This window comes from Paenibacillus sp. 4624, from assembly GCF_050435065.1.
In the GTDB taxonomy this organism is placed as follows: domain Bacteria; phylum Bacillota; class Bacilli; order Paenibacillales; family Paenibacillaceae; genus Paenibacillus; species Paenibacillus amylolyticus_D.
In genome coordinates this window covers 333,583-360,572 of the sequence record NZ_JBNDJR010000002.1, presented here as the reverse complement: position 1 = coordinate 360,572, position 26,990 = coordinate 333,583, and the positions used below count along the sequence as shown (strand labels likewise).

General features: G+C 50.5%; 19 protein-coding genes. 7 read left to right on the top strand and 12 right to left on the bottom strand.

The genetic code is table 11. The features are described 5' to 3' along the window. Positions 1-71: 71 nt before the first annotated feature. The 3 genes from ABIE27_RS05980 to ABIE27_RS05970 form a co-directional block, all read right to left on the bottom strand. Positions 72-890, bottom strand: a complete 819-nt coding sequence (locus ABIE27_RS05980) for a carbohydrate ABC transporter permease (RefSeq protein WP_429350111.1) — start codon at positions 888-890, stop codon at positions 72-74. Next, entirely contained in the window at positions 890-1,783 is an 894-nt protein-coding gene (locus tag ABIE27_RS05975) for a carbohydrate ABC transporter permease (protein ID WP_123064073.1), read from the bottom strand. Before ABIE27_RS05975 ends, ABIE27_RS05980 begins: the two co-directional genes overlap by 1 nt. A 168-nt stretch (positions 1,784-1,951) precedes the next feature. Beyond that, positions 1,952-3,295, bottom strand: coding sequence for an ABC transporter substrate-binding protein (locus ABIE27_RS05970; protein ID WP_123064072.1), 1,344 nt, complete (start codon positions 3,293-3,295; stop codon positions 1,952-1,954). A gap of 489 nt (positions 3,296-3,784) precedes the next feature. Here ABIE27_RS05970 and ABIE27_RS05965 point away from each other — a divergent pair, with 489 nt between their 5' ends. Then, entirely contained in the window at positions 3,785-4,807 is a 1,023-nt protein-coding gene (locus ABIE27_RS05965) for a LacI family DNA-binding transcriptional regulator (protein WP_123064071.1), read from the top strand. Positions 4,808-5,719: 912 nt separating this feature from the next. Here ABIE27_RS05965 and cydC read toward each other — a convergent pair. Genes cydC through ABIE27_RS05945 form a run of 4 tightly spaced genes read right to left on the bottom strand, consistent with a single transcriptional unit; the run spans position 5,720 to position 11,929 of the window. Then, positions 5,720-7,669, bottom strand: coding sequence for a thiol reductant ABC exporter subunit CydC (gene cydC / locus ABIE27_RS05960; protein WP_429350110.1), 1,950 nt, complete (start codon positions 7,667-7,669; stop codon positions 5,720-5,722). Position 7,670: 1 nt separating this feature from the next. Continuing rightward, positions 7,671-9,512, bottom strand: coding sequence for a thiol reductant ABC exporter subunit CydD (gene cydD, locus ABIE27_RS05955; RefSeq protein ID WP_429350109.1), 1,842 nt, complete (start codon positions 9,510-9,512; stop codon positions 7,671-7,673). 1 nt (position 9,513) lies between these two features. Beyond that, on the bottom strand, positions 9,514-10,542 hold the full coding sequence (gene cydB, locus ABIE27_RS05950) for a cytochrome d ubiquinol oxidase subunit II (protein WP_123064068.1): 1,029 nt from the start codon (positions 10,540-10,542) through the stop codon (positions 9,514-9,516). Continuing rightward, on the bottom strand, positions 10,514-11,929 hold the full coding sequence (locus ABIE27_RS05945; protein WP_123064067.1) for a cytochrome ubiquinol oxidase subunit I: 1,416 nt from the start codon (positions 11,927-11,929) through the stop codon (positions 10,514-10,516). Before ABIE27_RS05945 ends, cydB begins: the two co-directional genes overlap by 29 nt. A gap of 349 nt (positions 11,930-12,278) precedes the next feature. On the opposite strand from ABIE27_RS05945, the gene ABIE27_RS05940 reads away from it, so the two are divergent. The 4 genes from ABIE27_RS05940 to ABIE27_RS05925 are packed head-to-tail and all read left to right on the top strand — an operon-like array spanning position 12,279 to position 16,673. Continuing rightward, entirely contained in the window at positions 12,279-13,634 is a 1,356-nt protein-coding gene (locus tag ABIE27_RS05940) for a hypothetical protein (RefSeq protein ID WP_429350108.1), read from the top strand. Further along, positions 13,634-14,554 (top strand): glycosyltransferase, encoded by a 921-nt coding sequence (locus ABIE27_RS05935; protein WP_429350107.1) that lies wholly within the window; start codon positions 13,634-13,636, stop codon positions 14,552-14,554. Before ABIE27_RS05940 ends, ABIE27_RS05935 begins: the two co-directional genes overlap by 1 nt. 2 nt (positions 14,555-14,556) lie before the next feature. Then, positions 14,557-15,996: a glycosyltransferase family 4 protein gene (locus ABIE27_RS05930; protein ID WP_123064064.1), complete on the top strand. Its 1,440-nt coding sequence runs from the start codon at positions 14,557-14,559 to the stop codon at positions 15,994-15,996. Then, positions 15,993-16,673, top strand: a complete 681-nt coding sequence (locus tag ABIE27_RS05925; RefSeq protein WP_123064063.1) for a class I SAM-dependent methyltransferase — start codon at positions 15,993-15,995, stop codon at positions 16,671-16,673. Before ABIE27_RS05930 ends, ABIE27_RS05925 begins: the two co-directional genes overlap by 4 nt. A 242-nt stretch (positions 16,674-16,915) precedes the next feature. Here the strand turns inward: ABIE27_RS05925 and ABIE27_RS05920 are convergent, their stop codons facing one another. The 5 genes from ABIE27_RS05920 to ABIE27_RS05900 all read right to left on the bottom strand — a co-directional run bounded on the left by ABIE27_RS05920 (position 16,916) and on the right by ABIE27_RS05900 (position 25,437). After that, a complete protein-coding gene (locus ABIE27_RS05920) occupies positions 16,916-18,907 on the bottom strand; it encodes a glycosyltransferase (protein ID WP_429350106.1) in 1,992 nt (663 codons plus the stop codon). A gap of 77 nt (positions 18,908-18,984) precedes the next feature. Then, on the bottom strand, positions 18,985-21,072 hold the full coding sequence (locus tag ABIE27_RS05915; RefSeq protein WP_429350105.1) for a tetratricopeptide repeat-containing glycosyltransferase family 2 protein: 2,088 nt from the start codon (positions 21,070-21,072) through the stop codon (positions 18,985-18,987). After that, the gene (locus tag ABIE27_RS05910) at positions 20,999-23,440 is read right to left on the bottom strand and encodes a glycosyltransferase (RefSeq protein WP_429350104.1); all 2,442 of its coding nucleotides are present in this window, start codon (positions 23,438-23,440) and stop codon (positions 20,999-21,001) included. The genes ABIE27_RS05915 and ABIE27_RS05910 overlap by 74 nt, the downstream gene beginning before the upstream one ends. Before the next feature lie 80 nt (positions 23,441-23,520). Continuing rightward, positions 23,521-24,927 carry a DUF6385 domain-containing protein gene (locus ABIE27_RS05905; protein ID WP_429350103.1) on the bottom strand — a complete coding sequence of 469 codons (1,407 nt, stop codon included), beginning with the start codon at positions 24,925-24,927 and terminating at the stop codon, positions 23,521-23,523. A gap of 39 nt (positions 24,928-24,966) precedes the next feature. Continuing rightward, positions 24,967-25,437, bottom strand: coding sequence for a DUF6385 domain-containing protein (locus tag ABIE27_RS05900; RefSeq protein WP_429350102.1), 471 nt, complete (start codon positions 25,435-25,437; stop codon positions 24,967-24,969). A gap of 285 nt (positions 25,438-25,722) precedes the next feature. Between ABIE27_RS05900 and ABIE27_RS05895 the strand changes: the two genes are divergently transcribed. Together ABIE27_RS05895 and ABIE27_RS05890 are read left to right on the top strand one after the other, a co-directional pair. After that, positions 25,723-26,256, top strand: a complete 534-nt coding sequence (locus ABIE27_RS05895; RefSeq protein WP_123064059.1) for a hypothetical protein — start codon at positions 25,723-25,725, stop codon at positions 26,254-26,256. A 30-nt stretch (positions 26,257-26,286) separates the two neighbouring features. Then, on the top strand, positions 26,287-26,868 hold the full coding sequence (locus tag ABIE27_RS05890; protein WP_123064058.1) for a hypothetical protein: 582 nt from the start codon (positions 26,287-26,289) through the stop codon (positions 26,866-26,868). Positions 26,869-26,990: the final 122 nt, after the last annotated feature.

Below are 26,990 nucleotides of genomic sequence, written 5' to 3'. Positions count from 1 at the left end.
TCTTGTTACATTGATATCTACATATCAAGAACACATCAAGATTAGCCGTTTTTTTCTAATTCGTAAAAAAACTATGATTTAACCGCGCCAGCCATTGCACCGCCAACGATAAAACGTTGCAACGCAACGTATAACACAACCAGTGGCAACGTCACGATCAGAATACCACACGCTAGTAGCGGCCAGTTATTCATATACTGCCCATAGAAGGTAAATAACCCTTTGGTCACCGGCTGATAATTCGGATCAGACAGATAGATCGTTGGACCAATAATATCATTCCATACCCCGATGGCTGTGAGAATAATGCCTGTTGCCAGAATCGGCTTCATTAACGGGACAAGGATGGTGAACAGATAACGGGTGTACCCACATCCGTCCATGGCAGCAGCCTCATCCAGCTCGCGCGATACCGATTTGATATAACCGACAAACATCAGAAACGCAATGCCCGTACCCGTCGTTTTCAGCAAAATGTAACCGGTTTGCGTATTATACAGACCCAGTTGATTGATCAAAGAGAACTGTGGGATCAGCGGGTTCGGCAAATACATGGAAATCAAAAAGAAAATATAAATAAACGTGCTAAACTTCACGTATCTGCGAGCAAGCGGGAAGGCTGCAAATATAGACAAAATTAAGGTCAGCAGTGTGGACATGCCCGTGTAAAGCACACTGTTCCACATGTACTGCGAGAAACTGCCTTTTGTCCATGCTTCGGCAAAGTTCTCCAGCCGTATGCCTTCCGTTAACGCTACAGGATTCAGCAAATACTCCGTCTGTGTTTTCATCGACACATTAAACAGATAGAACAGAGGGAAGACGTATAGCGCAAGCATCAGCAGCACAATAATGTAGCTGATTGTTCTTGATGTTCCGCTTTGCTTCATTATACTTCCACCTCTCTTTTCCGAAGATAGAACAACGCGACCATGGAGATCGTGAACACAAACAAGAACTGGATCATCGCTACCGCAGAAGCCAAACCATAATCCGCCGTACCGCTGCCAAACGCTGTTGCATACACGTCAAATGCCAGTGTCGTTGTATTAAACTTACCGCCTGTGAGGACGTAGATAATGTCAAAGGTTTGCAGTGCGCCGATGATAGACAACAGCATATTTACGGTAAAAGAAGGGGCAATCATCGGAAACGTAATGTTGGTAAATGCTTTCCAGCCCGATGCACCATCCATATAAGCTGCCTCGTATAGATCACTCGGAATCGTCTGCAAGCCAGCAAGGAAGATCGTCATGGAGTACCCCATGTACATCCAGATTTGCACGAAAATAATGAGCTCGAAGGCAATATTATAATCCCCGAAAAAGTTCGAGCTCGTGCCAAAGAAATTCAGAAGTGACTGCGCAGGTCCGCCGAGCGGATTCGCTACGAGCTGCCAGATCAATCCGGACACCGTTACACCCAGCACGACGGGCAAAAAGAATACCGCACGATACAGCTTGTCGCCTCGAAGTTTTTTGTTAATCAAGATTGCCATGAACAGACCTACTGCGTTTTGGATGATGACTACGGCAAACGCAAAATATAAGGAACGCCCGATCGCGTCCAGCCGGTCACCCGCATTGGATGCGCCAAAGAAGGTTTTATAATTTTCGAAACCGACAAAGTTCCATTCCTGCCCTCTCACTCCAGTCGCATCGGTAAACGAAAACAGCACAGTCACGAGCGACGGGCCAAAGCCAAACACGACATAAAGCAACAGCGGAATACTTAAATATAGATAAGGAATCAGCCGCGCCTTCCCTTTTCCAAACGGATACATCGTCCTCACACCTTTCATCGGGTAAAACCAAAAAACCGGAATAACAGCTTTGCTTGATCGAGGTTGGCCTGAAGGCTCTTACCCCAAGCGCTATTCCGGTGGATACTCTGTATGGGAATCTTAGATCGAGAATCGAATTATTTACAGTAGACGAGTCCAATCATGGGTTTATTTTGGAGCTGCTGCATCCCAGTCTGCTTGTGATTTGCTCGCAAGTTCCTCTGGTGTAGCAATTGGCCCAGCCGGTTTAAGCATCTCTGCGTGAACACTGGACTCCGCAATGTACTGTCCTACGTTCTGACGATTAATAAACAACTGATCCCAGGAAAGCTTGAAATTCTCAAGGTATGGTTGAATGTCTTTGATAAACTCGCTCTTGATTTCTACATCAGGCTGTGTCGGAAGGAATCCGGCTGCATTAACGAAATCCGTATAGTTACCTTTCTCCGACAGCATCTCAAGCCACTTCAGCGCATAATCCTTATTCGGTGACTTATCTACAACCATCCAGGTCATATCGTATTTACCAGCCAAGTCTTTGTTTTTCGCCGCATCATTACTACCCGGAATTGGGAAATACCCAAACTTTAGATCCGGGTTAGCCGCTTGAATCGTCGTAGCATCCCACGTACCGTCCGCAATCATCGCCACCTTACCTGTAGCAAACAGACTTGGCAGTGTTCCGTAGTCAATCCCCATGAAACCAGGCATTGCACTGTTCATTAGCGTTTGAGCCTTTTGCAATACTTCGATCTGTACCGGATCAGTCAACTTGGTTTGACCTGTCCACAGACCTTTGATGTAGCTCAGTTGGTCGTCATGAATCGAGGCTTGAAGCCCTTGTACTGCAAGGCCAATCGGCCAGACATCTTTACCTGCGAAGCCCAGTGCTTCTACGCCGTTATCTTTGAATACTTTGATGACGTTTTGCAGTTCATCCCACGTTGTTGGCACTTGCAGATTGTATTTGGCAAAAAGGTCTTTATTGTAGAACAAGCCTGTAAATGCCACTTTACCCATGTTGACACCGTACACCTTGTCGTTGTACGTCATCGCGTTCTGCACATCAACTTCGTTATAGTTTTTGATAAAAGCCTGACCCGACAAGTCACTGATCAGCCCTGCATCGATCCACTGCTTCCACATCGGATCAGCCGCACCCTTAGACCAGTCTTGCGGAGCACCAACGAAGCTGGACTTGAGCGGAATGATATCTACATCGCCCGTACTACCTGCGTTCATCCGTGTTTGCATCAATTGATCGTATGTTGCATCTGCCGGAACTGTTGTGTACTCCACTTTCACGTCCGGGTACTTCTCCTCAAACTTTTTATTAAATTCTTTGATGTAATTGTTGATATTCTCTTGCTGCCAGTGAATGATCTTTAACGTCACCTTTTTGTTTCCATCCGTAGAAGCCTTCCCATCTGAATCGGTCGAACCGTTGCCACATGCTGCGAGCACAAACATTAAAGCGGTTACAAGTGTAATAGATAAGATCTTTCTCTTCATATCACTTTCCCCCAGCCATTCAAGATTAATTTACGATTTAGCGAATTCACGAAATCAGTTTCGTTAATTACACCCTCATTATGACTCCACCTGATAAATTTGTAAATAGTTTATTTGAGTTTTTACAAAATATGTGATGAAACCGCGTCATATCTGGGATTGAGCGTTGCTTTACGGGCAACTCCATATTTTATTTTACGAAACCTCTATTCGGCGGCTTTGTTTTTACACCTCTACTCTTCTTTTCAATCTAGTTAAAACAAGCCTCTACTTGCGGAAAAATAGGTTATTTTTACTAAAACATGCTGGTGTTTTCGTTAGATTCGAGAGCAAATACTAAAAATATATCCATACATATCATAATCATCTCGACGATTACCCTTTCTGTTATTGACTCTCAGATGGTTGTGACATAGAATGTTGGCAAGAAAGCAATAAAAATGCGCAGCCACAATCTACGAAACTAGTTTAGAATTTGAGGGATATATGATGAATATCAAAACGATAGCTCGTTTGGCCGGTGTGTCTGTTGCAACAGTGTCCAAAATTATTAACAACTATCCTGACATTGGTGAAGAGACACGCCAACGTGTACTTAAGATTATGGAGGAAACGGGTTATCGCCCCTCATCTTCCGCCAAAACACTGGCAACTAAAAAGTCCAACCTGGTGGGTGTTGTCTTTGCAGGGAAATTGAATGTGGATTTCAGTCACCCTTTCTTTGTAGAGGTCATTAATGCCTTTAAGAAACAGATCGGCCTGTTAGGATATGATTTGCTCTTCTTTTCCAATGAAAAATTTCTGGATCAGGGAGAGGACTATCTGGCACGTTCCAAATATTTTCAAGTGGATGGCTGTATTATCATTGCCGGGGATGAGGTGGAGAGCAGCGTATCTGACCTTGATGCCAGTCCTATTCCCTGTATCGGAATTGACATTGAGATGACTGGACAGAACTCCTGTTATATCATGTCGGATAACGAGAAAATCTCTACCAAAGTGGTGGAACAATTTTATATGAATGGATATCGGGATATCGGGTTTATCGGGCTAAAGCGTGCCTCCCTCGTCATGCAGCATCGGGAAAAAGCCTTTAAACAATCCCTAAAGCAGTTTAGTCTAGAAGAGAAACCGGAATGGTTGGTATATAGCCAAGATTATGCCGCTACCGATGGTTACGAGGCAGCCAAACAGCTATTACAAGCAGATGTCTTGCCGCGAGCTGTATTCGCCGCCACGGACTTGCTTGCATTTGGAGCAGTACGAGCCTTTAAAGAGGCAGGACTCCGTGTTCCCGAGGACATCGCTGTTGCAGGTTGTGATGACATTGAGGCCTGCCGCTACAGTGATCCGCCACTCACAACTGTTAAGCAGGATACAGACAAAATCGGACGTCTTGCGGCAATGATCCTGTTCGACCTAATGAACAAACAAATGGATAATCGTTGCATTAAAGTAGAGCCGGAACTGGTACTGCGCCGATCCTGTGGCACGTTGCTGGCATACCAGTAAAAGAGTCAGGCAGTGTAAAAGAAGGACTGGGCTGCTCGGCTGGATATCGCGTTATTCAAGTTGAGCGGCACTGTGATTTGAGAGTGACGTCGAGTAGAAACATCGTCTGTCGTGTCAGGTATATGTTGAACTCGAGGCTCTGATTATATGGATGGTTCGGTAGCAGTTCGTTATTTGATTGGTTCTTTTGGTTCTTTAGTTGGTTGGTTGGTTGACACTGAGGTGAAGCTAAATAGTTACTCTGTTATTATTTTTGTTGGAACCCCGTGTGCACTAGTTACCTCTCTCCCCCCTTCCATACTCTAACGATCACCAGAAGCCTTATTTGCCGGATTTGGCCTTGGTAAAATTTCTAACGATCACCAGCGACGCTATTTGAACCAAAACGGCTTATTTACTGCGGTTTTCGGGCACAAATGTGAAAATAGCGTTCCTCATGATCGTTAGAATTCGAAAAGAGCTAAATTGGGCCAAATAGCGTCATCTGTGATCGTTAGCCACATTGTCATCAAGTAAAAGATCCATAACTGACCCTGACGGGTGATGGAGAGGGCTCAACGAATCTTCGAATCTTCCATAACCCTAGACTGTATTTACCTTTTCCATTGTTGTAGCTTGGCAGTGCACAGATGGGGAGTAATGGGTGTTCAGTAAATGATGGTCAGTACATGAAGAGAGCTGCATAGTCGGACACCGACTTCGGGCGACTGGCGACTTCGGGCGACTGGCGACTTCGGGCGACAAACAACAAAAAGACGAAGCAGGACTGTGCCTGCTTCGTCTTTTTTACATTATTTACTGCATTATATATTTTCCTGCATCCTATCTGCTACTCGTTGACACCACAGGACAACTAGTGGAGGGACGAAATCTCTCTACTCACATAGGGTCACAATCTCCTGCTACAGTCGGTTACTTGAAAGCAGCGGTGGGAGGCAGCGGGGATTTGCGCTGCCGATCCAGCCATCCGGGCCGATCCAGTTCAAGGAGTCGGCGATATCGTTCTTCCCGAGTTAGCAGTTGTTCGTGAGAACCCTGCATGACGATGTTTCCATTTTCCACAAACACGATCTCGTCCATCTTCTCTGCACCAATCAGGTGGTGGGTGACCCAGATTAATGTTTTGCCTTGCAGGCTGTCCAGCATGGTGCGCATCAGTTCGCGTTCTGTCACGGGGTCTAACCCTACGGTCGGCTCATCAAAGATAACAACGGGCGTCTTCCGCAGCAAAACCCTGGCTAGCGCAATCCGCTGACGCTCTCCGCCGGAGAAGCGCAGTCCTGTCTCCAGCATCGGTGTCTGATACCCCTGTGGCAGAGACTCGATCAGTTTAGCCAGGCCAACCTGTGCAGCGACCTGCCGAATCTCTTCATCCGTTGCATCCGGACAACCAATCCGCAGATTACCTGCAACCGTCGTATTAAAGAGATGTGGACTCTGATTGAGCACTGCTATCACTTCGGTTACACTCTCGCCAAGCATCTCTACAGGCAGATCATTAATTAGAACCTTGCCGGATGAGGGAGACAAAGCACCTTGGATCAGCTTCAACAACGTTGATTTACCGCCACCGCTACGTCCAAGAATAGCCATTCGTTTGCCCTGAGGCAGATGCAGCGAGAGATCCCGAACGGCATATGCTGCCTCTTCTTCATACTGATAACTCACTTGCTCTATGGTAATATCCGCGCGCAGTTTCGGCGGAATACGTAGACGGATTCGTCCATCTGTAGTCGTTCCCCTATCCGCTGCGGGCATCCCCTCGGTCGATTGCATCGCAACTGAACTAGATCGATGTTTGTTATGCGACCCAAATGCGTGAGACTTCTTTTTCTGCTCTTCCCAATTCCGACGTCCCATATCTTCCGAGCCTTCCAGCTTGTTTAATCGGTCCAACGATTCACGGTAATCTGGCACATGCCCTGCTGCGTCACCGACCGGCAACAGCGATTCCGTGAGCGGGAACAGGACGAGCACAAATGCCGCAATCATAACCGCAGGTAGCTGAGCCGCTGAAGCATTTTGTCCTGCCCACATAGTGACCCACACAACCATTACTCCAATGAGGCATTGAGCAATAAAATCGCGCCAACGGTTCCAGCGACGCAGTCTACGGCGAATCTGATCAGCATACTCCTCATCCTCTTCCTGCCACTGCACGAACGCTGACGCTCTGCCACTTGCAATCCAGTCTCCCAGCCCGAGTACGCCGTCGGTCAGACGTGTGTACAGCTTGCTGTTTTCTCTTTTGAGCTGCACACGCCATCTCCAGGTTCGTTTTAAAGAAATCGCAGGAAGCAACACAACAATAAACAACATGTACAGTGCCATCCATAGTGCAAACTTCGGATCTACACTGCCAAATGCCAGTACAGCAGCACCGTAGATCACAAGTGCTGTAACAGCGGGGAATACGGTACGCAAATAAATATCTTGCAGACGTTCTACATCATCAGCCAGTGCACCGAGCACGTCACCGGTTTGCATTCGCGAACGCAGAAACAGAGCCTGCGGCTCCAAAATGCGATACAGCTTAACCCGCTGATCTGCGAGTACACGCAAAACAGCATCATGCCCAGCCAGTCGTTCGACATAACGGAACACCGCCCGGAAGATCCCAAAGGCACGTACACCCACAATCGGAACATAGACCATCAAAATATTTTCAGGACGCAGCGCAGACTTGGAGATCAGATATCCGGAGGTAAAAAGGAGCATCACCGCACAGAGAGCCGCGCATGTGCCGAGTGCAATCGCACCGATAAATCGCCAGCGGTACTGTGCCGCGTATGGAGTAATCCAGCTATTTTTTCTACCTTGTCCGCCTCGTTCGCTCTCTGTACCTGGATGTCCGGATTTCATCTCATATCGCCTCCATCTGCGCCTCAACCATGTGATAATATACCCCTTTTCGTGCAAGCAGTTCCTGATGTGTGCCTGTCTCGGCTACCGTACCGCCATCCATGACAATAATATGATCCATATGCGGCATCCAGTGCAGACGATGAGTTGCCAGAAAGACGAGTTTACCTTCGAACAAGGGCAGCATCGTCTGCTTCAGTTCATATTCAGTCTCCACATCCAGATGTGCCGTAGGTTCATCAAGCAACAGAACACTGCGTTCACTCAGCAGAGCTCTTGCCAGCGCCACACGTTGCTCCTGGCCGCCGCTGAGCTGTCTGCCCCCTGCACCAATTGGTTCATGCAGCCCATTTGCAAGAGATGACAATAGCTTTGTCAGCCCAGCTGCCTGCGCTGCTTGAGCCACTTCCACATCGGATGCTTCCGGCATGTAAAAACGAATATTATCCGCAATTGAACCGCTGAAAATATACGGATGTTGCGGAATCGCAGCCGTCTGGCTACGCCAGGCCTTGAGCAGTTCCAGACTCATAGGCTGACCATTGACCTGCATTTGTCCGGCTGTTGGAAGCTGAAAACCTGCGAGAACATCGATGAGCGTTGATTTTCCCGCTCCACTGGCACCGATAATTCCGATCTTACCAATGCCCTTCAGCTGAAAACTCACATCCTGAAGGGAATAAGTTCCCTCTGCTTCATGCTGAACCTGAATATCCTTCAGCGCTAATCGGCTGTGTTCTCCCCAAGAGGATGCCGTTGCCACATTATGCATCCCATGTTTATCCCGGTTAAACACCACTCGCAGTTGTGAAGAGGAGACAGGGCCGTTTTCATGTTCACCCAACACCCCCGCTTGATCCAATTCACTTGCATAGGCCTCTGTCTGACGCTGTTCTGCGGCCTTGCCTCGTCCAATCACTTGATTAATCGCTTCTCCAGCTTCCTTGCCATCCAGAGTCGCGTGGTAATCTGCACCCAACATGCGTACGGGCAGGAAATACTCCGGTGCTAGAATTAATACCGTTAGAGCAGCAAACAGTGACATATGTCCTTCCGTAAGCCGAAGTCCGAGACCTACCGCAACGGACGCAACCGACAACATGGTGAAGAAATCCAGCGCAAACGAGGACAAAAAGGCCATGCGTAGTGTGGACATCGTTGCTTTTCGGTATCGCTGGCTCACTCGCATGATGGAGCCCTCGTGTGTCTTGCTTTGACCCAGCGTTTTCAACGTTTCCAACCCACGCAGCGTATCCACAAAATGATTCGCCAGCGCTTTATGGGACTTGAATTGTCCATCGATCTTACGCTGAGTCGCCAGACCAATAAGGATCATAAACACGATCAGAATCGGCAGCGTCAGCATTAATATCACACCGGACATCGTATCCAGTTTGAATACATAAAGCAGAATGATAACTGGTGTGAAGCCCATGCCCAGCATACGCGGGATAAACAGCTCCAGATACGTTTTATATTGGGAAATACCTTCACGTGCCAGCGTCACCAGATGTCCCGTACCTTCTGTTTTGGCATAACGCGGCCCAAGTCTAAACCATTGTTCCGTCATCTGTTTACGCAGATCGGTTCCGGTTCTCTCCGCATACCGCGTAGTGACAAGCTGTAACCAGAATGACAAGGCATAGCGAGCGGCAAAAGCAGCCAGGAACAACAGCAGCACCGGATACTGTGACGAAACCGCAGCACCTTCAAATAATGCCGTAATGGCCTGTGCCAACCATTTGGCCTGCATAATAATCGTCATCGCCTGTAACAGCACCAACGCAGATGCCAGTGCAAGTACCGGCCGGATGCCCGGCAGCTTCATTAGCCCGCGTCCCATGTCAGTACTCCAGGTGGTGCTGTTCGTTCAGACGTTTGCGGAAAATATAATAACTCCAGATCTGATATCCAAGTACAAATGGCAGTAATGTGCAGGCAACAATGGTCATCACTTTTAATGAATAAGCACCCGATGCTGCGTTATATACAGTCAGATCAAATGCCGAATTGATGGAACTCACCATAACTCGTGGGAACAATCCGATAAATACGGAGGCAAAAGCAATGGCAATAACCGCACCCGTCATCCCGAAAGCCCAACCTTCACGCTGCTGACGAATGAAGTAAGCCGCAAGAGACAGCGCCACAGCACCCAGCGCAATCATAATCCAGAGCGCCCAGCCGCGAACGGTAAATACGTCGGTCATCAAATAGGTTAATATCGCGTATATAGCAAGAACTGCCACCAGTGGTATCATCAACTTTTTCGCCATGTGAAGTGCACGTTCTCTCAATTCACCTACGGTACGCAGGGAAGCAAATAACAGCCCGTGAACCAAACACAACAACGTTACACTCAAGCCGCCTACAACGGTGTACGGATTAACAATATCCAGGAAGCCGGCATGCATCTGCATGTTCTCATCAATAGGCAGCCCCTTCATCAACGTTGCAAAAACGACCCCAAACAGGAATGGCAGCAACGCACTTGCCACCACAATAATGATGTCCCACGTTCTACGCCAGTGCTGCTGTTTCATTTTACTGCGGAATTCAAAGGCAACTCCGCGTCCAATCAGCAATAGCAACACAACCACCAGCGGCAGGTAGAATCCGCTGAACAGCGTTGCATACCAGTGCGGGAAGGCTGCAAACATGGCACCGCCTGCGGTCAGCAGCCAGACCTCGTTTCCATCCCAGAATGGACCAATTGAATTGATTAACGTACGACGTTCACGATCTGTTTTGGCAATCAACCCCGTAGACATCCCCACCCCGAAATCGAATCCTTCAAGAAAGAAAAATCCGATAAACAATACGGCAATCAGCACAAACCACAGCTCACTTAGTAACAACGGAATACCCCCCATCTACGCCAAACGGATCGGCCGGCTCATCATGCTCTTCCGACTTATCGACTGCATATGGACCTGCTTTGATTTTGCGTACAAACAGGAAGACCATCACGATGCCAAGAACCGTATACGCAGCAGTAAAGGCAATCGTGGAGAACAAAATCATTCCTGCGGAAACATTCGGGGACACACCTGCTTCGGTCGTCATGTACCCGAACACCGTCCATGGCTGTCTTCCGACCTCGGTCATAATCCATCCTGCTGAATTTGCAATAAACGGTAGGGAGATCGCAAAGACCATCAGACGCATAAACCAAGGTTTAGCCACTTCCAGCTTCTTACGCCAAGCCAGATATGTGCCATACATCGCAAGCAGGATCATCAAGCCGCCTGCAGCAATCATGACACGGAAGCTCCAGAACGTCGTGCGTACAGGAGGGATATAGTCCCCAGGTCCGTACGTTTGTTGATACTCAGCATTCAGTTCTTTCATACCTTTGACACTGCCTGAAAATTTACTGTAAGACAGGTAGCTAAGTAATCCAGGAATTTTGATCTCACCCGAATTTTCCTGCTTCTCCGGGTCGATGGAGGCTATGACCGTCCACGGGGCCGGATCTTCTGTTGTCGTCCACGTACCTTCGCTTGCAGCCATCTTCATCGGTTGTGTTTCCACCAGATATTGTGCCTGAAAATGCCCCGAGAAAGCTACGCCCAGCGAGGATACGAGACCGATAATAATGGCAATGTTGAAAGATCTGCGGAACACGTCCACGTCTTGTTTTTTCATTAACTTATACGCACTAATTCCCGTCACCACAAAGGCTCCCGTCATTAACGCACCAAAAATTGTGTGCGGGAATTCAACGAGAAGCTGACCATTCGTAAGCAGTGCAAAGAAGTCATTCATCTCCGCCCGGCCATTATTGATGGCGAATCCAACGGGATGCTGCATAAACGAGTTCGCTGCCAGAATCCAAACCGCTGACAGGAATGTACCGGCAAATACGAGCCAGATGCAGGCCAGATGCACTTTTTTAGACAAACGATCCCAGCCGAATATCCATAAACCGATAAATGTCGATTCCATAAAAAACGCTAGCAGAGCCTCAATCGCCAGTGGCGCACCAAAGACGTCACCGACAAACCGGGAGTACTCCGACCAGTTCATGCCGAACTGGAATTCTTGCAAAATACCGGTGACCACACCGACGGCAAAGTTGATCAGGAACAACTTGCCCCAGAACTTGGCCATCGTTTTGTAAATCTCTTTTCCCTTCGCAACATACAACGTCTCCATAATCGCTACCAACAGCACGAGGCCAATGGATAGCGGTACGAAGAAAAAGTGGAAAATCGTTGTAAGTGCATATTGGATACGCGATAACATAATCGGATCCATACCTTTACCCCTTCTTTCTGTTCGCTTTAGCAAGATACGTAAATGGCCTTGAAGCGGGCATCTTCGCTGTCTGTCCTCCAAATACGTTGTTGAACGTATTGTGCCAGATTACCTATTTTTCACATGTGATAATTCTCACAATCCAGCCTCTCTTAAGCAAAAAAAGTGACCTCGGTCACACAATAGATAAAATTAAGCCTATTTATTGCGCTTGTCCGTACCTCCATTCGTCTTGAGCTGATGCATGTATTCATGGAAGTTGTTCATGTTTGGAGACAAATGCCCATATGTTAGTGTCAGACGGAGATATGCGAAGTGCTGCAACGACTTTTTACATACCAAAAATCCCTTGTCAAAGTGTGGTGAGTTACAGATGGAACACGCTGAACAGGCAACTGATACTGGTCCAACGCAAAAAATGAGGCAGGAAGAGGACTCCAAGAAGGCAACAACGGATCTGTCTGTGTCCACAGACATTGCAGTTCAATATGTGATTTTCCCGCGAAAAGGTGGCTGGTCATCCTTCCCCTACCCGGACATCGCTGCGTTATTCGTAGCTCAAGAAAGCACGATCTTTTATGTCAGCAGCCGTACATCTGAAGAAGAAGATTTGCCAAAAGCCATTCAAGTGATCTCCCTATCGGAGGCGGAAAAACGATTACAGGAACAACATACCGTTGCAATCGTTACACATCCATATTGGCTTATGGCTGTAGCTTCACTACAGCCGGAAATATGTATTGCACTATTGCCTGAACCGGTAGGAGATGAAGCCGCATCTCCACTCTGGGAGAGCAGTATCTCCAGACTTGTCGGCATTGCCGATCTGGTGGCCACATCTTCGGAGACCCGGTACATGAAGCTGCTCTTTCAAGGTACCCGTGCCATCTGGTTAGGAGGAGAAGACACTTCTCCCGCCGGTTACATCCATTATGAGGGTACACGTATTCCACTGCGCGATTATGAGATATTTTTTATGCATGCACTTCAGCAGGTACTGACAGGTAAGCCAGACCACATTACCATGCTTCAATGTCGTGCGCGAGCCGATTACTACAGACAGCTCCGAGCCAAAACAGGTGCTCATGAGACTATTTCGTTTCTTCTGTCCGCTTATGAGTATCTGCTGGAGGATTCGCGCGCCGGCACTTCACTCAAGGAAGCATTCAGTCATGCTGTTATCAACGGCAGACAGGATTGTGTGGTGTCCCATTACCGGTTCCTCTCCGCCATCTATGCGAGATCAGGTCAGATTGAAGAAGCCCTACAGGTGTTTGGCATCAGTGCAAATAACGAGCAGGAACGCCATCATTATGAGCAATTGTGCCGCTGGCTTGAAGCCGGAGAGGAACAGTTGGTGCGGGCAGAACTGCTGCGTATCAATGATGATTATGGCAGTGCTCTGCGCGTTCTGGATGAGCTTGGCGGGGAAACGGCAAGGCATTGGAAGTTCCGCATCTATCAGGAAACGGAGTGTGTGGAGGATGCGCTTGCGCTCGTTCATGCCAGTGATATTCAGGATGCGGCCAGCCTTCTGCAATATCGACAACTATCCGGGACAGCTCTGGCTCTTCGGGGTGAACGTCACGGTGCGGTAAGACAGTTTCTGGAGACAGCTGTGGAGGATGAAGAGGCTTTAGCTCGGATTATGGAACTGGAGCTGCTGGATCATGCTGTACAGCAATTGCTTGGGGAGGTGCCTTAATGATAGACCCGAAGAAGCGCAGAACCCCTGGAAGTAGACCCGTTATGCATGATTCGCTTCAAACGTCTTCCAGTTCCGAATCCCAAAGTTCCTCAAGTCAAGTTCATCGTATCGTTAACTCACGGATCGAAGAGGAACCCCATCCTTCTGCCACACGTGATGTAGAGGTGGATGCGTATGAACAAAACTCTCCCGTACGCCGGGTGCGCAGAAGTAAAAACAACAAGCTGACTGCCATGCTCCAGGTACGTAATGAACAAGGTCGGTATCTGGAAGAAGTGTTGCAAGATCTGAGTGAATTCGTAGATGAAATCGTCATCGTGGATGACGCCAGTACAGATGGAACACCGGATATATGCAGAGCTTTCCCAAAAGTAGTTCGTCTTGACGTATTGGAGAAGCCACTGTTTGCCGAAGAATGGCGCCTTCGCAACACGTTATGGCAAGCTGCAGTCAGTACAGATCCAGACTGGCTTCTCTCGGTAGATGCAGATGAACTATACAGTGCTGAAGCCAAAAAGGCAATGCGCAAGCTCATTGATCAGGACTATGCAGACTGGTTTGCCTTCCGATTCTACGATATGTGGGGTTGCCGAACACATTATCGGGAGGATGAGCTTTGGGCGATGCACAAACGTCACACCGCCTCCCTTGTCCGTTACATGCCGGGCTATCCTTACTTTTACCCGCAACAGAATCACCATGTTCCTCGTCTTCCCGCGTCCTGTACCGTGTTGCCAGGAGTATGCACTGAACTGAAAGTTCAGCATCTCGGCTGGGCAGGGAGTTTGGAGGATCGGGTACGCAAATATTTACGCTACAAACGTATTGATCCGCATGGAGAATGGGGCAACCCAGCGCAGTATGAGTCCATTCTGGACCCTGAACCGCGCCTGCTCCCTTGGAAGGAGGAGTCCTAATTATGGGTGTGGTCAGCATACTGACCCATAGTTTTACCGATGGTTACAACCGGAAGTTTGGCCGGGTATTTGGAGGCGGACTGGAACGTTATATTCTCGATCTATGCAGTGTCATCCGCGGACTCGGACATATCCCCGAGGTGCACCAGCTATCCTATTTCGAAGCATTCCAAACCCGAACCGAACAGATTGACGTCTATGGTTATGATTACGACATGGAAAATGTACCGGAAGCCTTTGACCGAATGGCCGCAGCAGCCCGTGGTCCGATCATCTATGCCAGTTGCCTGTGGCAGCCCATCACCTATAAACCTGGCAGCCTTGGGATATGTCATGGAATTAATTGGGACCGCCCCCGCCTGCCGCTCGAGACGAAACGCCAGGTTGCCGATCACATTCAGCTGGCGCTGGACGGACTGGTTCGCATCGTTTCGGTAGACTCCCATTTCCAGACCTTCTGCCGGGCAACTTGTACGTATACTGATTCAGAACAAATTGTGCTGATTCCTAACGCAGTGGACACCTCTTATTTCATCCCAGCTCCGCCAAGCAGGGCACTCGCACCGCATCATGAAGAAGAGTGGATGTCGGCATGGAAAAAAGAGGCGGCACTTCAGGCTGGACATGAAGACATTCTCGTTCAGGAATCCAGAGCAGATGTAGTGCATCATGATACAGCAGGTCATGATGATTCAGATGTATATTTCAAGCAAGGGGAAAAAGCCCAAACGAAGAGTTTTAAGAAAGAGCACGGTGAAGGCTCTGTTGCCGGTGTTATCTCTTTTGAAAATGGGGTTGCCGAAACGACTTCTCAGCAAGGTCAGGTTCATTCGAACAACGCTGTGCCTGTGCCAGCACCACGTCCAATCCGCATTCTGTATCCACGCCGCATCAGCAGCGAGCGCGGTATTATTCCTATGATGCTTGCGGCAGATAAGCTGCTCGGGGCTTTTCCAGATGTGGAAGTTGAATTTGCCGGAGAGTTAGTGGAAGGCAGCACGGTGGGCAGAGCCTTTCGCTATTGGCAGCGTACACATCCGCATACGGCCCGCATCCATCAGCATACGTACGATTTCAAAGATATTCGTGACGCTTATCATCAGGCGGACATCGTTGTCATTCCTACGCTATTCTCGGAGGGAACCTCCTACGCATGCTTGGAAGCGATGAGCTGCGGTCTTCCGGTGATCGCTTCGAATGTCGGGGGACTCAATGATCTGATTCAGGATGGGTTCAACGGATTGCTTGTACCCCCGGGTGAGCAGGCACTGACTGCCGCGCTCGTCAGGCTTGTTCAAGATCGAACCGAGCGGGAGCGGTTGGGTATCTATGCCCGCGAAACTGCACTGTCCTATGATCTGTCCATATGGCGCAGCCGTTGGAGCAGGATACTGGAATCTTTTTTAGCTGAAACAGGATTGAGGGAGGCGATTCAAACATGATGGACACACCCGACACCACGGCAATGATGGAATCAAGGTATATCCGGCAAAGCGACCCGAAGACAGATACGCTCGTTTTTCCGCTTCATCCCGCATGGTGGAGCCGTCCTTATGAGTATGAGTGGGCACGGCAGTTTGCACGTTCAAGCGACGTAGTGCTGGATGCAGCTTGCGGCATTTCGCACCCGTTCAAATTTTGGCTCACGGAGCATTGCCGCGAAGTTCACGCATGTGACTGGGATGAACGCATCTTGTCGGAAGAGGCGATTCGTTCAGATATTGCGGCTGATTTTGGCGAGCAGGCGGCTCTCCATCTGCCCGAACATTACCTCACCCGGCTTCACCGCGCTCAGGCCAATCTGGCTCAGCTTCCTTATCGTCCCGAGCAGTTTGACCGCATATTCTGCATCTCTGTGTTGGAGCATCTGGATACGGGCACGATGCTGCGGGCTTTTCGCGAATTCGCTCGTGTGTTGAAGCCGAGCGGACAGTTAATCGCCACTTTTGATGTGCCCGAGATGCGACCGGATTTACTGGAAACGATCATGGCTGTCACAGGCCTGACCATCGAAGATAAGCTAACTGTGGAAGAGCCGGCGGACGCAATCTCCTCGGAGATGTATGGTGCACCCATCCGCTGTTTCAGGGCTGTGATCTGTAAGACGGGAAAGGGATAGTGTCATGAAATATCAGGCTCAACTTTTCATTCCTCAATCGTTGTACAGCAAATGAGAAAACGATTAGGCATCCGAACGTAATGCGAGGAAACGGTAGTATTACGGGGTGCATAGGTTTATTCGTCTGAAATAGCACGCCAAACTGGCGGTAAATGCAGTGTGTGCCGGGATGCCCCGGCTTTTTTTGCTGTGCTGAAAAGCCGGGGCATCCCGGGGGTATCCGGCGCTATGAGTACGCCGGATTACAGGTATACCAGCAGCATGTTGCACTGCTGCTGGTAGGCTCGGGCATGGTCTGCGCCAGAGGAAGTCAGGCGCAGCAGGGTCTGCAAGCCCGGCGGCGGAGTCTTCGCCGGGCGGCCTTGGGCGGCAGCATGCCGTGCCGTGATCCGGGCCGCGTAATCGGCCCAATCACGCGCCAGGCTCTGCCGCCCGGCGAGCAGCGCGAGCGTGCCCGCGAGGAGCGCATGCGCTGCCAGCACCGGGGCGGGCACTTCGTCCGCGCAGGGCTGCTGCGCGCCGCTAGGCGAGCCGCATAGCGCAAGCAGCCCTGCGCGGGCGCAAGCGGGCGCGCGCAGCAGCCCGCAGCGGGCCGCAGGCGGGAGCGCTGCAAGCAGCGCCAGCGCGCCGCCCGGCGGCAGGGCCTGCAGCAGGCGCAGCCATGCGGGCCAGGCGCCCACGGCGGCGAGCGCTTGCGCGGGCAGCGCCATGCTGCTCGCAGCGCCGCACGCTGCCGCGCCCTCGCGTTGCAGCAGTGCCTCGGCAGCACGCGCCACCTCCGGTACGGCTACACGCTGGCGCGTTCGCGTTGCCGCCGCACGCCCGGGCACGCTGCACTCGCGCTGCTTGTGGCCCAGCGCCCACAGTGCCAGCGCAGCCTCTGGCCCATGCTGTACATGCGCTGTCCACAGCCGCAGCGCCGTGCTCGCGGCTACATCCTCGCCGATCTGGGCCAGCGCCAGCCCAGCGGCAAGCGGCTTCGCGCGATACGCCGGGCCCAGTACCCCTGCATGGCGCAGCAGCCATTCCGTCCGATGCGCCGCCAGCGCGACCGAGACCAATGCTTGCCACGCCGCTAGCGGCAAGCTCCCCCCCTCGGCTACGCCAGCAATGGCCTGCGGCCGTCCCGTGGCTGCCCCAAGCAGCAACATTCGCTGCCATGCCGCCACGTTGCCGGGCTGTATGTCCAGCGCTGCCGTATAGGCTGCTTCCGCTTCTGCCCAGAGGCCAGCCTGCTCATGCGCCATGCCTTCCAACGTTAGGCTGCGGTAGCTTCCGGCACCAGACACCGAGGTATACCTCCTTGCTGTCGATACAGCCGTTTTCGCCTGCTTTAACCATTTTAATGCACGATCTGCACGCCCCTGATCCAATTCGAGCACAGCGGCAAGTTCAAGCAGATCCGGGAAATCATCGTACACCGTTACCCAGGTCTCCACCACAGAGAGCGCCAGCTCAATCTGCCCCAACTCTCTCCACGCATATGCTGTTTTTAGCACCACATCCGAATGATACCCACACGTCGGATCAAGCTGCGCCAGCAACGGCAACAGCAATCGAAGTGCTTCATCATACTTCGCTTGCTGAAACCACTCGGCAGCCAGCGCATATAGCAGTTCCTGCTGATCTGGTGTCTGCTGCAGAGCCAGCCGAATCAATCTCATGTTGCGCACATCTTTTCGTTTAGCAGCAATGACCTCATCCAAATAACCGTAATGAACAACCTCGATGTCCGAATGACGAATCCCTTGCGGCATCAACGCGAGAATGGAAGAAGCAACTTCCTCATGGATTCTTCCACGAAAAGCAATTCGGGGGTCATTTCGAAATAAACGGCACACCTCGTCCGTTACACGTTCTTCGCCCGAATTACCCAGCAGACTCGTCACCTTAACCCAATACCCCCAGACCTCTTCACTCCCCGCTTCGAGCCATTCCATTAGCGCTGACTTTGTCCATAACGTATGTCTCCACATTTCATCGGCATCCAGTACCAGAATCCATGCAAAACTTGCGGCAGCAAGCGAAAGATTACGCGCCTGGCTAAAGTCTCCGTTCCACTCTGTACTAATGATGGTTGCATCATATCGCTGAGCAATAGCTGCGGAATCATCCGCCGAACCTGTATCCACGATAATGATCTCGTCTATGATTTCACTTACAGACCCCAGACAACGATCCAAAAACGAACTCTCATCTTTCACGATCATGCATAAACTGATACCTTCCTTCACCCGCACCCTACCCTCCTTCCGGGAAAACCCTCCCTGCCCATCCTTCGCCTTCCACTTATTGTTCGCCGCTCTTCTGATCAACCTTCGAATCCGTCTGCTCCAGGCAACTCCAGCCGAATATGCTGAATGACAGGCCAGTATGAATGACGCTGCCTTTTCCCAGACTTCACCTGTTCTGTATCAGACATAAGTTGCGCCAGATGGTGATCTGCGGCACGAATCAGTCCTTTAACAAGCCAGCTCGTTCCGCTCAGTGTATCTGAAGCTCCCGGAAAAGGTTCACTAATCCACCTTTTGGCATCTATGATCTCCCGTTCAACTTGTTCTTCCTGACTTCTCTCCTTCGCCAGCTCACCGTCAGCATGCTGTTCCTTCTCCAGCCTTTTTTCAGTTGTATCATCCACTTCATCCAGCAGTTGCCGCCCCCGTTGAATCAATCCATGCAGCGCCTGCCATCTTCCAGACTGAACACACCCTTCCAGCATCAGCCCGAGAGCTTGCCACCCGTCGTACAGCCCTGCATGATCTGCGTCCGCCGCACCCTCAAGTCCAGCTGGATTCTCCATTTTCGATCTGTTCTCCATCTCTACTGCGGCCTTCCCCCATCTTGTAAAACCCGACTCTGCTTCAGATGCACTCTCCCTGCCCTCGCCTACCTGTGAGCCGTGCACCAGCCAACGGGTAAAAGCATCCTGTCCGCTTGTTTCCTGCCCCTCTTTCCCCTCCAGCCAGCGTAAACGTTCAAGCCAACGGGCAGCCATAGGTGCAAATGAACCCTTTTTTCGCTTCACCGTTTCGAGTTTCAAACGCGCTGTACTCCAGTCCCCCCGTTGTACATGCAGAACAGCCTCAGCTACAGAACGTTTCTCTCGTTGCTCGCCGGAAGAACCAGACGGCAACTCCACAAGCAATTCAAGCGCCGCATCATAACAATGGCACTGTTCCAGAATGCCCAGTACTTTGGATAGAGCTTCCTCCGAACTCATGGCAAAACGAGACTCGATCACCGCTGGAATCTGCCCCTCCTGCCCCGATACCCGCATAATTCGAAATAGGCGATACAGTGGCGGTACCAAACTGGATTTTGCCCGCACCGTTTCCACATAAGCATCGACTGCTCCTTCAAGATCGGCCTTTCCTTCCAGCAAGCGGCCAAGCAAGTACCATGTCTGGTATGTGCCCATGCCTTCTTCTGTATGAAAAATCGCTGGCGGCGGCCCCTGCCGAATAGCTTTACGAAGCCATATCTCCGCAGCCTCCGGTTCTCCCAAAGCATCTGCACATACCGCACGATGATGCATCAGATCCGTGTATTCCGGAAAAAGTTCCAGCGCCGCATCCACAAGCTCCAGTGCCTCCTGCCAGCGCTGCAAATGCTCCAGACAGCGGACTTCGTATTTCAACAGCAAATGAGCATAACTGGTCACTGCAGGATCAATCATCTTCCGGGCTTTGCCGAACGAATCCAGCGCCTGCTCCGCTTCACCCACACGTAAATACTCCACGCCCAAATTATAGTGATGGAACGGTTGATCTGGCTCTTCCACCACCGCCTGTTGCAGTAGACGCACATTGCGATTTACCTTGTCCTTGCGCTCGACAACCACTGTCTGATACCCGTAATGGTGAATCACCATGTCCGTGATATGAAACGCAGCCTCCGGATTTCGCTCACAGATCGCCGCCGCAATCTGCTCATGAATCCGGCCCTTGAACCGATGCTCAGGATGATTGCGGAATAAACGCAGCACCGGATTCACTGTCGCGCCCTGCTGACCCGAACCCGTATAGTTATGAATGTTTAAAAACAATCCGTCACATCCGCTGACTTCCGTCCAGCTTCTGATCTGCTCCCGAGCTGTCGCTTCCAGCGCCTCGTCCGCATCAAGAAAGAGAATCCAGTCGCCGGAAGCCCGCTCCAGGCCAGCATTTCGTGCCGCGGCAAAATCATCGCACCACGCAAACTCAACCACCGATGCGCCATACTCCCGTGCAATGGCCACACTGCGATCAGATGATCCGGTATCTACCACGATGATCTCATCCACCGCACCCTGTACACTCTCAAGGCAACGTGGCAGCATCTCTTCCTCATCCTTGACGATCATGCACAGAGAGATCCGCTGCGCCTGACTCTGCTGTCTCTGATGCTGATGTGCCTGCATGATGATTCCTCCTTTCTTTTGCATGATATACTGTCCGCCAAGGTATACCCTCCGCTGTTCGCAACTGTTGCTCCAAAGCCAGCTGCTGATTCACAAGAGCTCCAGCCTCGGAGGAACGATTCCGTTCCTGACGAATTAAACCGAGGGCCATCTGCAAGTAACAAACAACTGCTCCGGTACGGGCTTGACTGAAATCCGGTTTTTGCTCCAGTGCCTGTTCCAGGAGCGACAGCGCTTGCTCCACGTGTCCTTTGGAGTACAGCGTTTCGCCCAGACAGAACAGCCCTTCCGCATCCAGTTCCCCTTCTGCCATACACTGAATCAGCATCTCGGCAGCAATCATCGTGTATCCATGCCGATGCAACAGACTCGCATAACTCTGCCGAATTGCTGCTTCTGAACTCTCAGTATCTGACATGATACGAGCCAGTCGCTCATGCAACTGCTGTGCGATGACCAACTGCCCGCTTTGGATCATACGGGCCACTAACTTCCTTGCGATCCTCTGCACCGGTTCCCCCCATTGCAGTAGCCGCCCATCAGATGCATCAGGTACCAAAGGTACAGAAGTGCTAGTTGATAAGGTCACAGGCCTATACTCAAACAGTAACCGGTCCGCTACCTTCCACATTCCCTTCTCCAGAGAAGATACATTAGCGAAAAAGGATGAAGTCAAACGCCTGCCACTCGCCCAGCATGCTAACGCCCAATCATTTCGCTCATCCGATTGAAGGTTCATATCAGCATCATCCTCAACTCCTGAAGTGATGATAGACGAGACAGAGGTCCGTTTATGATCCGCTCTGTCCGCTTCCCCCCAGCAGCTCTCAGCGAGGTTCCATGCATCGGTGACTTGGCCTGCACACAACATCCAGTGAAGTTGATCACCTGCTGGAACATGAATATGGGATGCCTCACCACCCAGAAGAAGTAATGCCTGCTTATACGCTCCACAATCAGCGAGGGCATAGAGTATTTGCATCAGCACAAGCTCTGATTCTTTTTCTACAGAGGGGTGCGGCCGGTTCGTTTGATCTGCATGATCCGTCCCATGGATCTGATGTAATCGATTAGCTAGATGAAGCAAACGAGCTGCAATCGATTCATCCGAATCCTCCTGTTGCTGCAATGCATCCGCCAGCCCCACCCAAGCAGGTCTATAGGTAGATAGATGCTCCAGGGCAAGTTCGTATAGCCGAACTGCTTCTTGCCCGAATCCCCGTTTCTGCGCAATCCGTGCCATCGATGTACAAGCCCGGTAACTGCAAGAGCCTGCTTCTGTCACGTAAAAAGCTTTGGTCACGGCTTCATCGCTGCCAGACCTTCCGTGATCATTCGGACTGGGGCCACAGGTGCTCGCCCGCGCATAGGCACGATACGCCCGTTCCTGCAAACCTTGTTGTTCCAGAACCTCACCGTATATCAAATGCAGATCAGCGTATGCAGGGTAACGTTGACTTTCTCCGGAAAGCAGCAGATGTGCTTCTTCGTAACGCTCCAGTTCTACCAGCACTTTGGCCAAATCTCTTACAAGGGTGGAGCGATAGGGAGCTTGCCATTCGGCAAGTTTCAGCGACTCACGAAATGCCTTCGCCGCCTGTTCCAAATCACCCAACTGGCAGCGTGTTACGCCCAGATTATATAGATGAAAAGGATCTCCCGGATCATCCGTAAGTTCCTGCTCGATCAGGTGCAAATTACGCTTGGCCTTATCACCTTTGGCGATTACCGTAGCTAGATAACCATCATGCCCCAGACGCAAAGGAGCAAGCGGCTCTTCTTCAAATTCCACATCTACATCAACAGCTGCTGAATCGTCTACTGCACTTGGTTCCAGTGAATCTAAGTGTATACCACTCTCTCCTATGGACTTATTTAGGGTAACGTTAGAGCTTTGATGGTCCGTATTTTGGCGAAACAACTGCTCATGAATGCGCCCTGTATACTGATAACCGTGCTGAGCACGGAACAGCCGTACCGGATGGGACAGGATCTTGTCCTCTACCCCTTCGCCGTATTGATTTTCGATCGTGATGCGTAATCGGGTGATGCTTTTATGGACGTTTGGCAGAACATTCATCAATTGTTCCAGACCTTCGATGACATACTCATCGGCATCCAGACAGAGAATCCATTCCGTCGTTGCCAGAGGCAGGCTAATATTTCGGGCTTTAGCAAAATCATCTTCCCAACTGGCGTGTATCACTGACGCACCATATGTTCTGGCAATATCAGCTGTCCGGTCGGACGAGCCTGTATCCGTAATGAACCATTCCGAACCTGCTTGCTTCAAGCTGTCCAGACAGCGGGGCAGGTGCTGCTCTTCATTTTGCACAATCATATGAATGCCGAGTAACCGGTTCTGCATCCGCATTGACCTCCGATACAAAAAAAGTACATGAAGCCCACCAAAGTGAACTCCATGTACCTATATGACAGCAAAGCGGGTTATGTGCCTTGTCCATTGAAGAACACATCAATCGTGCTTGGTGCGCCGATCAGACTCGAACGATAAGAAAGACGTGTGTATTTCAGAAATCGTTGAGGTACCAGAACATCTACAGAGCCGGACAGGATCCCTGTTACCGTAGCTACATCTGTATACCAGTTGGTCCCGTTGGCACTGATCTCTACCTGGGCATCCACCCTATTCAATCCTGGTCCCCTGTTATAAACGAAGAAGGAATACGTGCCGAACACACTCGTTGTCACAGCAGGCAGTGGAGTAAACGTGTTAGCCGTCGGCGTGCCGATAAGCTGGTTCTCCTGAAAACTTTTTTGGGAGATGGATGTAACGCTGCTCAGTGTACCGGCCGTAATCGTGGCACCGAGCACACTGGTAATGGTTCCGTTCAACAGGTTGGTTAACGTCCCCGCAGTAATGGTAGCCCCGAGTACACTGGTAAGTGTACCGTTCAGCAAGTTCGTCAATGTTCCGGCCGTTACTGTCGCACCGAGCACGCTTGTGATCGTTCCGTTTAACAGGTTCGTCAGCGTTCCTGCCGTCAACGTGGCACCAAGCACACTCGTAATGGTTCCCGCCGTAATCGTCGCTCCGAGGACATTTGTAATCGTTCCGTTCAACAAGTTCGTTAATGTACCTGCGGTAATGGTCGCGCCAAGTACGCTGGTGAGCGTACCATTTAAGAGATTCGTCAGGGTACCTGCCGTCAACGTTGCGCCGAGCACACTGGTAATGGTTCCTGCTGTAATCGTAGCACCCAATACACTGGTGATGGTTCCCGCCGTGATCGTTGCTCCAAGCACATTGGTAATCGTACCGTTTAGCAAGTTCGTCAGGGTACCCGCAGTCACCGTCGCGCCAAGTACACTCGTGATTGTCCCAGCTGTAATCGTCGCGCCGAGAACGTTCGTGATGGTACCATTTAGCAAGTTGGTCAACGTGCCGGCTGTTATTGTTGCCCCGAGCACACTGTTGATCGTTCCCGCGGTAATCGTTGCGCCGAGCACACTGGTAATTGTACCGTTCAACAGATTGGTTAGTGTTCCGGCCGTGACGGTTGCCCCGAGAACACTCGTAATCGTACCGTTTAACAAGTTGGTCAGCGTTCCAGCTGTTACTGTTGCTCCCAGCACACTTGTGATTGTTCCCGCCGTGATCGTAGCACCCAGTACATTCGTGATGGTACCATTCAGAATGTTGGTGATTGTGCCCGCGTTAATGGTAACCGTAGTCAGACCTGAAATGTTACTGATCGTCCCGTCTAGAATGATACCTACCACATTCCCGCTTGTATCCGTTCTGACGGGCTGAGCCGTACCTGTACTATCCTGACCAAAAATCAGCGTTCTCAAGTTATCCGGATTCGTATTAAACGTTGTAAAGTTAGGCATGAGCCTCGTCCTCCTCCCTGGACAATCTGTGTAATTAAACTACCTTACGAGCATACGCTGTGCCTGAAAATATACATCAAGCCGAGTAGGCTGAGCCGGATTTACAGGCAGGAGCACAAGCCGGGTATAATGCAGAAATCGCAAGGGAACCAGCGCCTTCGTCTGTCCTCCCTCAATGACTTCCTGACTATCCACTGCATAATCTACGGCATTTGGGCTGACCTGAACTTGAACGATCGCTGGATGTTTTCCACGATTCACAACGCCATAGCTGTACATGCTCAGAGATGAGGTGTCCTGCGGTGGGAGGGCATGTTCGCCTTGACCTGTCTCTGCTCCAGTGTAGGTATGCTCTGTAAAACAGTGAGTAGCACCAGGGAGTTTCGTGCGTGAGAAAGCACCCTGTTTGAACCTAGGACGGGTAATCCGGGAACAAGGGGGCTTCAGCAGTTTAGCGCGGCGAGAACAACGGGATGGGCGGCGGCTGACATATTTAGTTTTTGATTTCATTGTCTGCTTGGCTGAGAGTTTCGTTCTCTTCCTGCTTCGCTTGGCTGTTCGACTCATCTCGATTTCCCCTTAAAAAATGTGCTTACGCATCGTATGCCCGGATGGAGAATACGGGCACGGCATCCGCCGTTATTTACGTATTCGGATGTAATCCCCAAACGCTTTCTCTTCCTTTTACATATCATGCTAGTAATGAGGACATGCGAAATAAAGTAGGCTATGTGCTATTCTCCATCTATTCCATACGTCTAGGTATTCCATTTCGTCCAGGGGAGGTTAAGTGGGATGACCAATGCTAATGTATTCAACCAGTCTAACGGCCCTCTATTTACCCAGCTGACCAATACGTTCGCGGCCCCGGGAATTGGAGCAGCTCCGGATACCGGGGCGGCTGCAGCAGGTAGTTTTTTTGCCCTGACCACAAACAATGTCTCAATTCCTTCGAGCCAAAATCTCCTTCTACAAATATTAAATGCCGCCGGAAGCGGCAGAACGATACGCATTGCGAGCCTCTCAGGGGGAACAACAGCAGCAGCTACACTCGTAGTCTATTCCGGTGGAACCGTCACTGTCGGTAGCACGCCCGTACCCGTCAATACACTGCTGGGCAATGCCAATACCAGCATCGCAACGACAAGGCAAAATACAGGGACTCTTGGGGGTACCTTCACCAGCCTGCTCAGCATACCGCTCACCGCAGGCATATACGTTTTGGATTTAAATGGCTCCATTGTTGTGCCTCCGGGTCAATCGTTATCCATAAGCTTGGGAACAGGAAGCCAAGTGGGGTCTATTAATCTATTCTGGTGGGAATTCTAACCTGGATTTTGAGTAAAGGTGGTGCGAATCATGCCGAACAATAATGTATTTAATCCCTTGAACCAACCTGTTTATACGTCCAATACCAACACATATATCTCACCTGGCATTGTTGCCCCACCCGAAAATAATGCGGGCAGCACGGGTAACCTGTACAACGCAGGTTCAACCAACTCCACCACACTGGGTTTGCTAGGAGGAAGCGTAACTGCAACACTACAACTCGCCAATCCTACCGGAAGTGGCAGAACCCTGTATGTCTCCCGATTGTCCGGTGGCATTACTGTCGCACTCAACTTGTTATCTTCCTTCAGTGGAACGATGAGCCTGAGTGTAAATGGTACCCTTTCATCCCCAAGCACACTCTCTGCGGTAAACAGCAATCTTTCCAGCAGTAACACAAGTGCCGCTCTCGTCCGATTCTCTACAGCAGCCCCATCTGGTGCGACTGCTGTAATGTCCATGCCTCTGCAAGTTGGCCCATTCCAATCCAATGAGTTCGGCAAATATGTCATTCCTCCCGGTCAGGCAATTAACCTGTCCGTGACAGGATCACTCTCCGTTGCTGGATTGTTAGCCTCCACGACGTATTTCACTTGGTGGGAAGTATGATAATCTATAGCCGTGCCTCTATGCAGGCCAAGGAACAGAAATAGCCACGTTCGGATGAGTACCGAAGGCGGCTATTTTATATGCGGAGATATCGACTTTGCCAAAAGGATCAGGCACAGCAT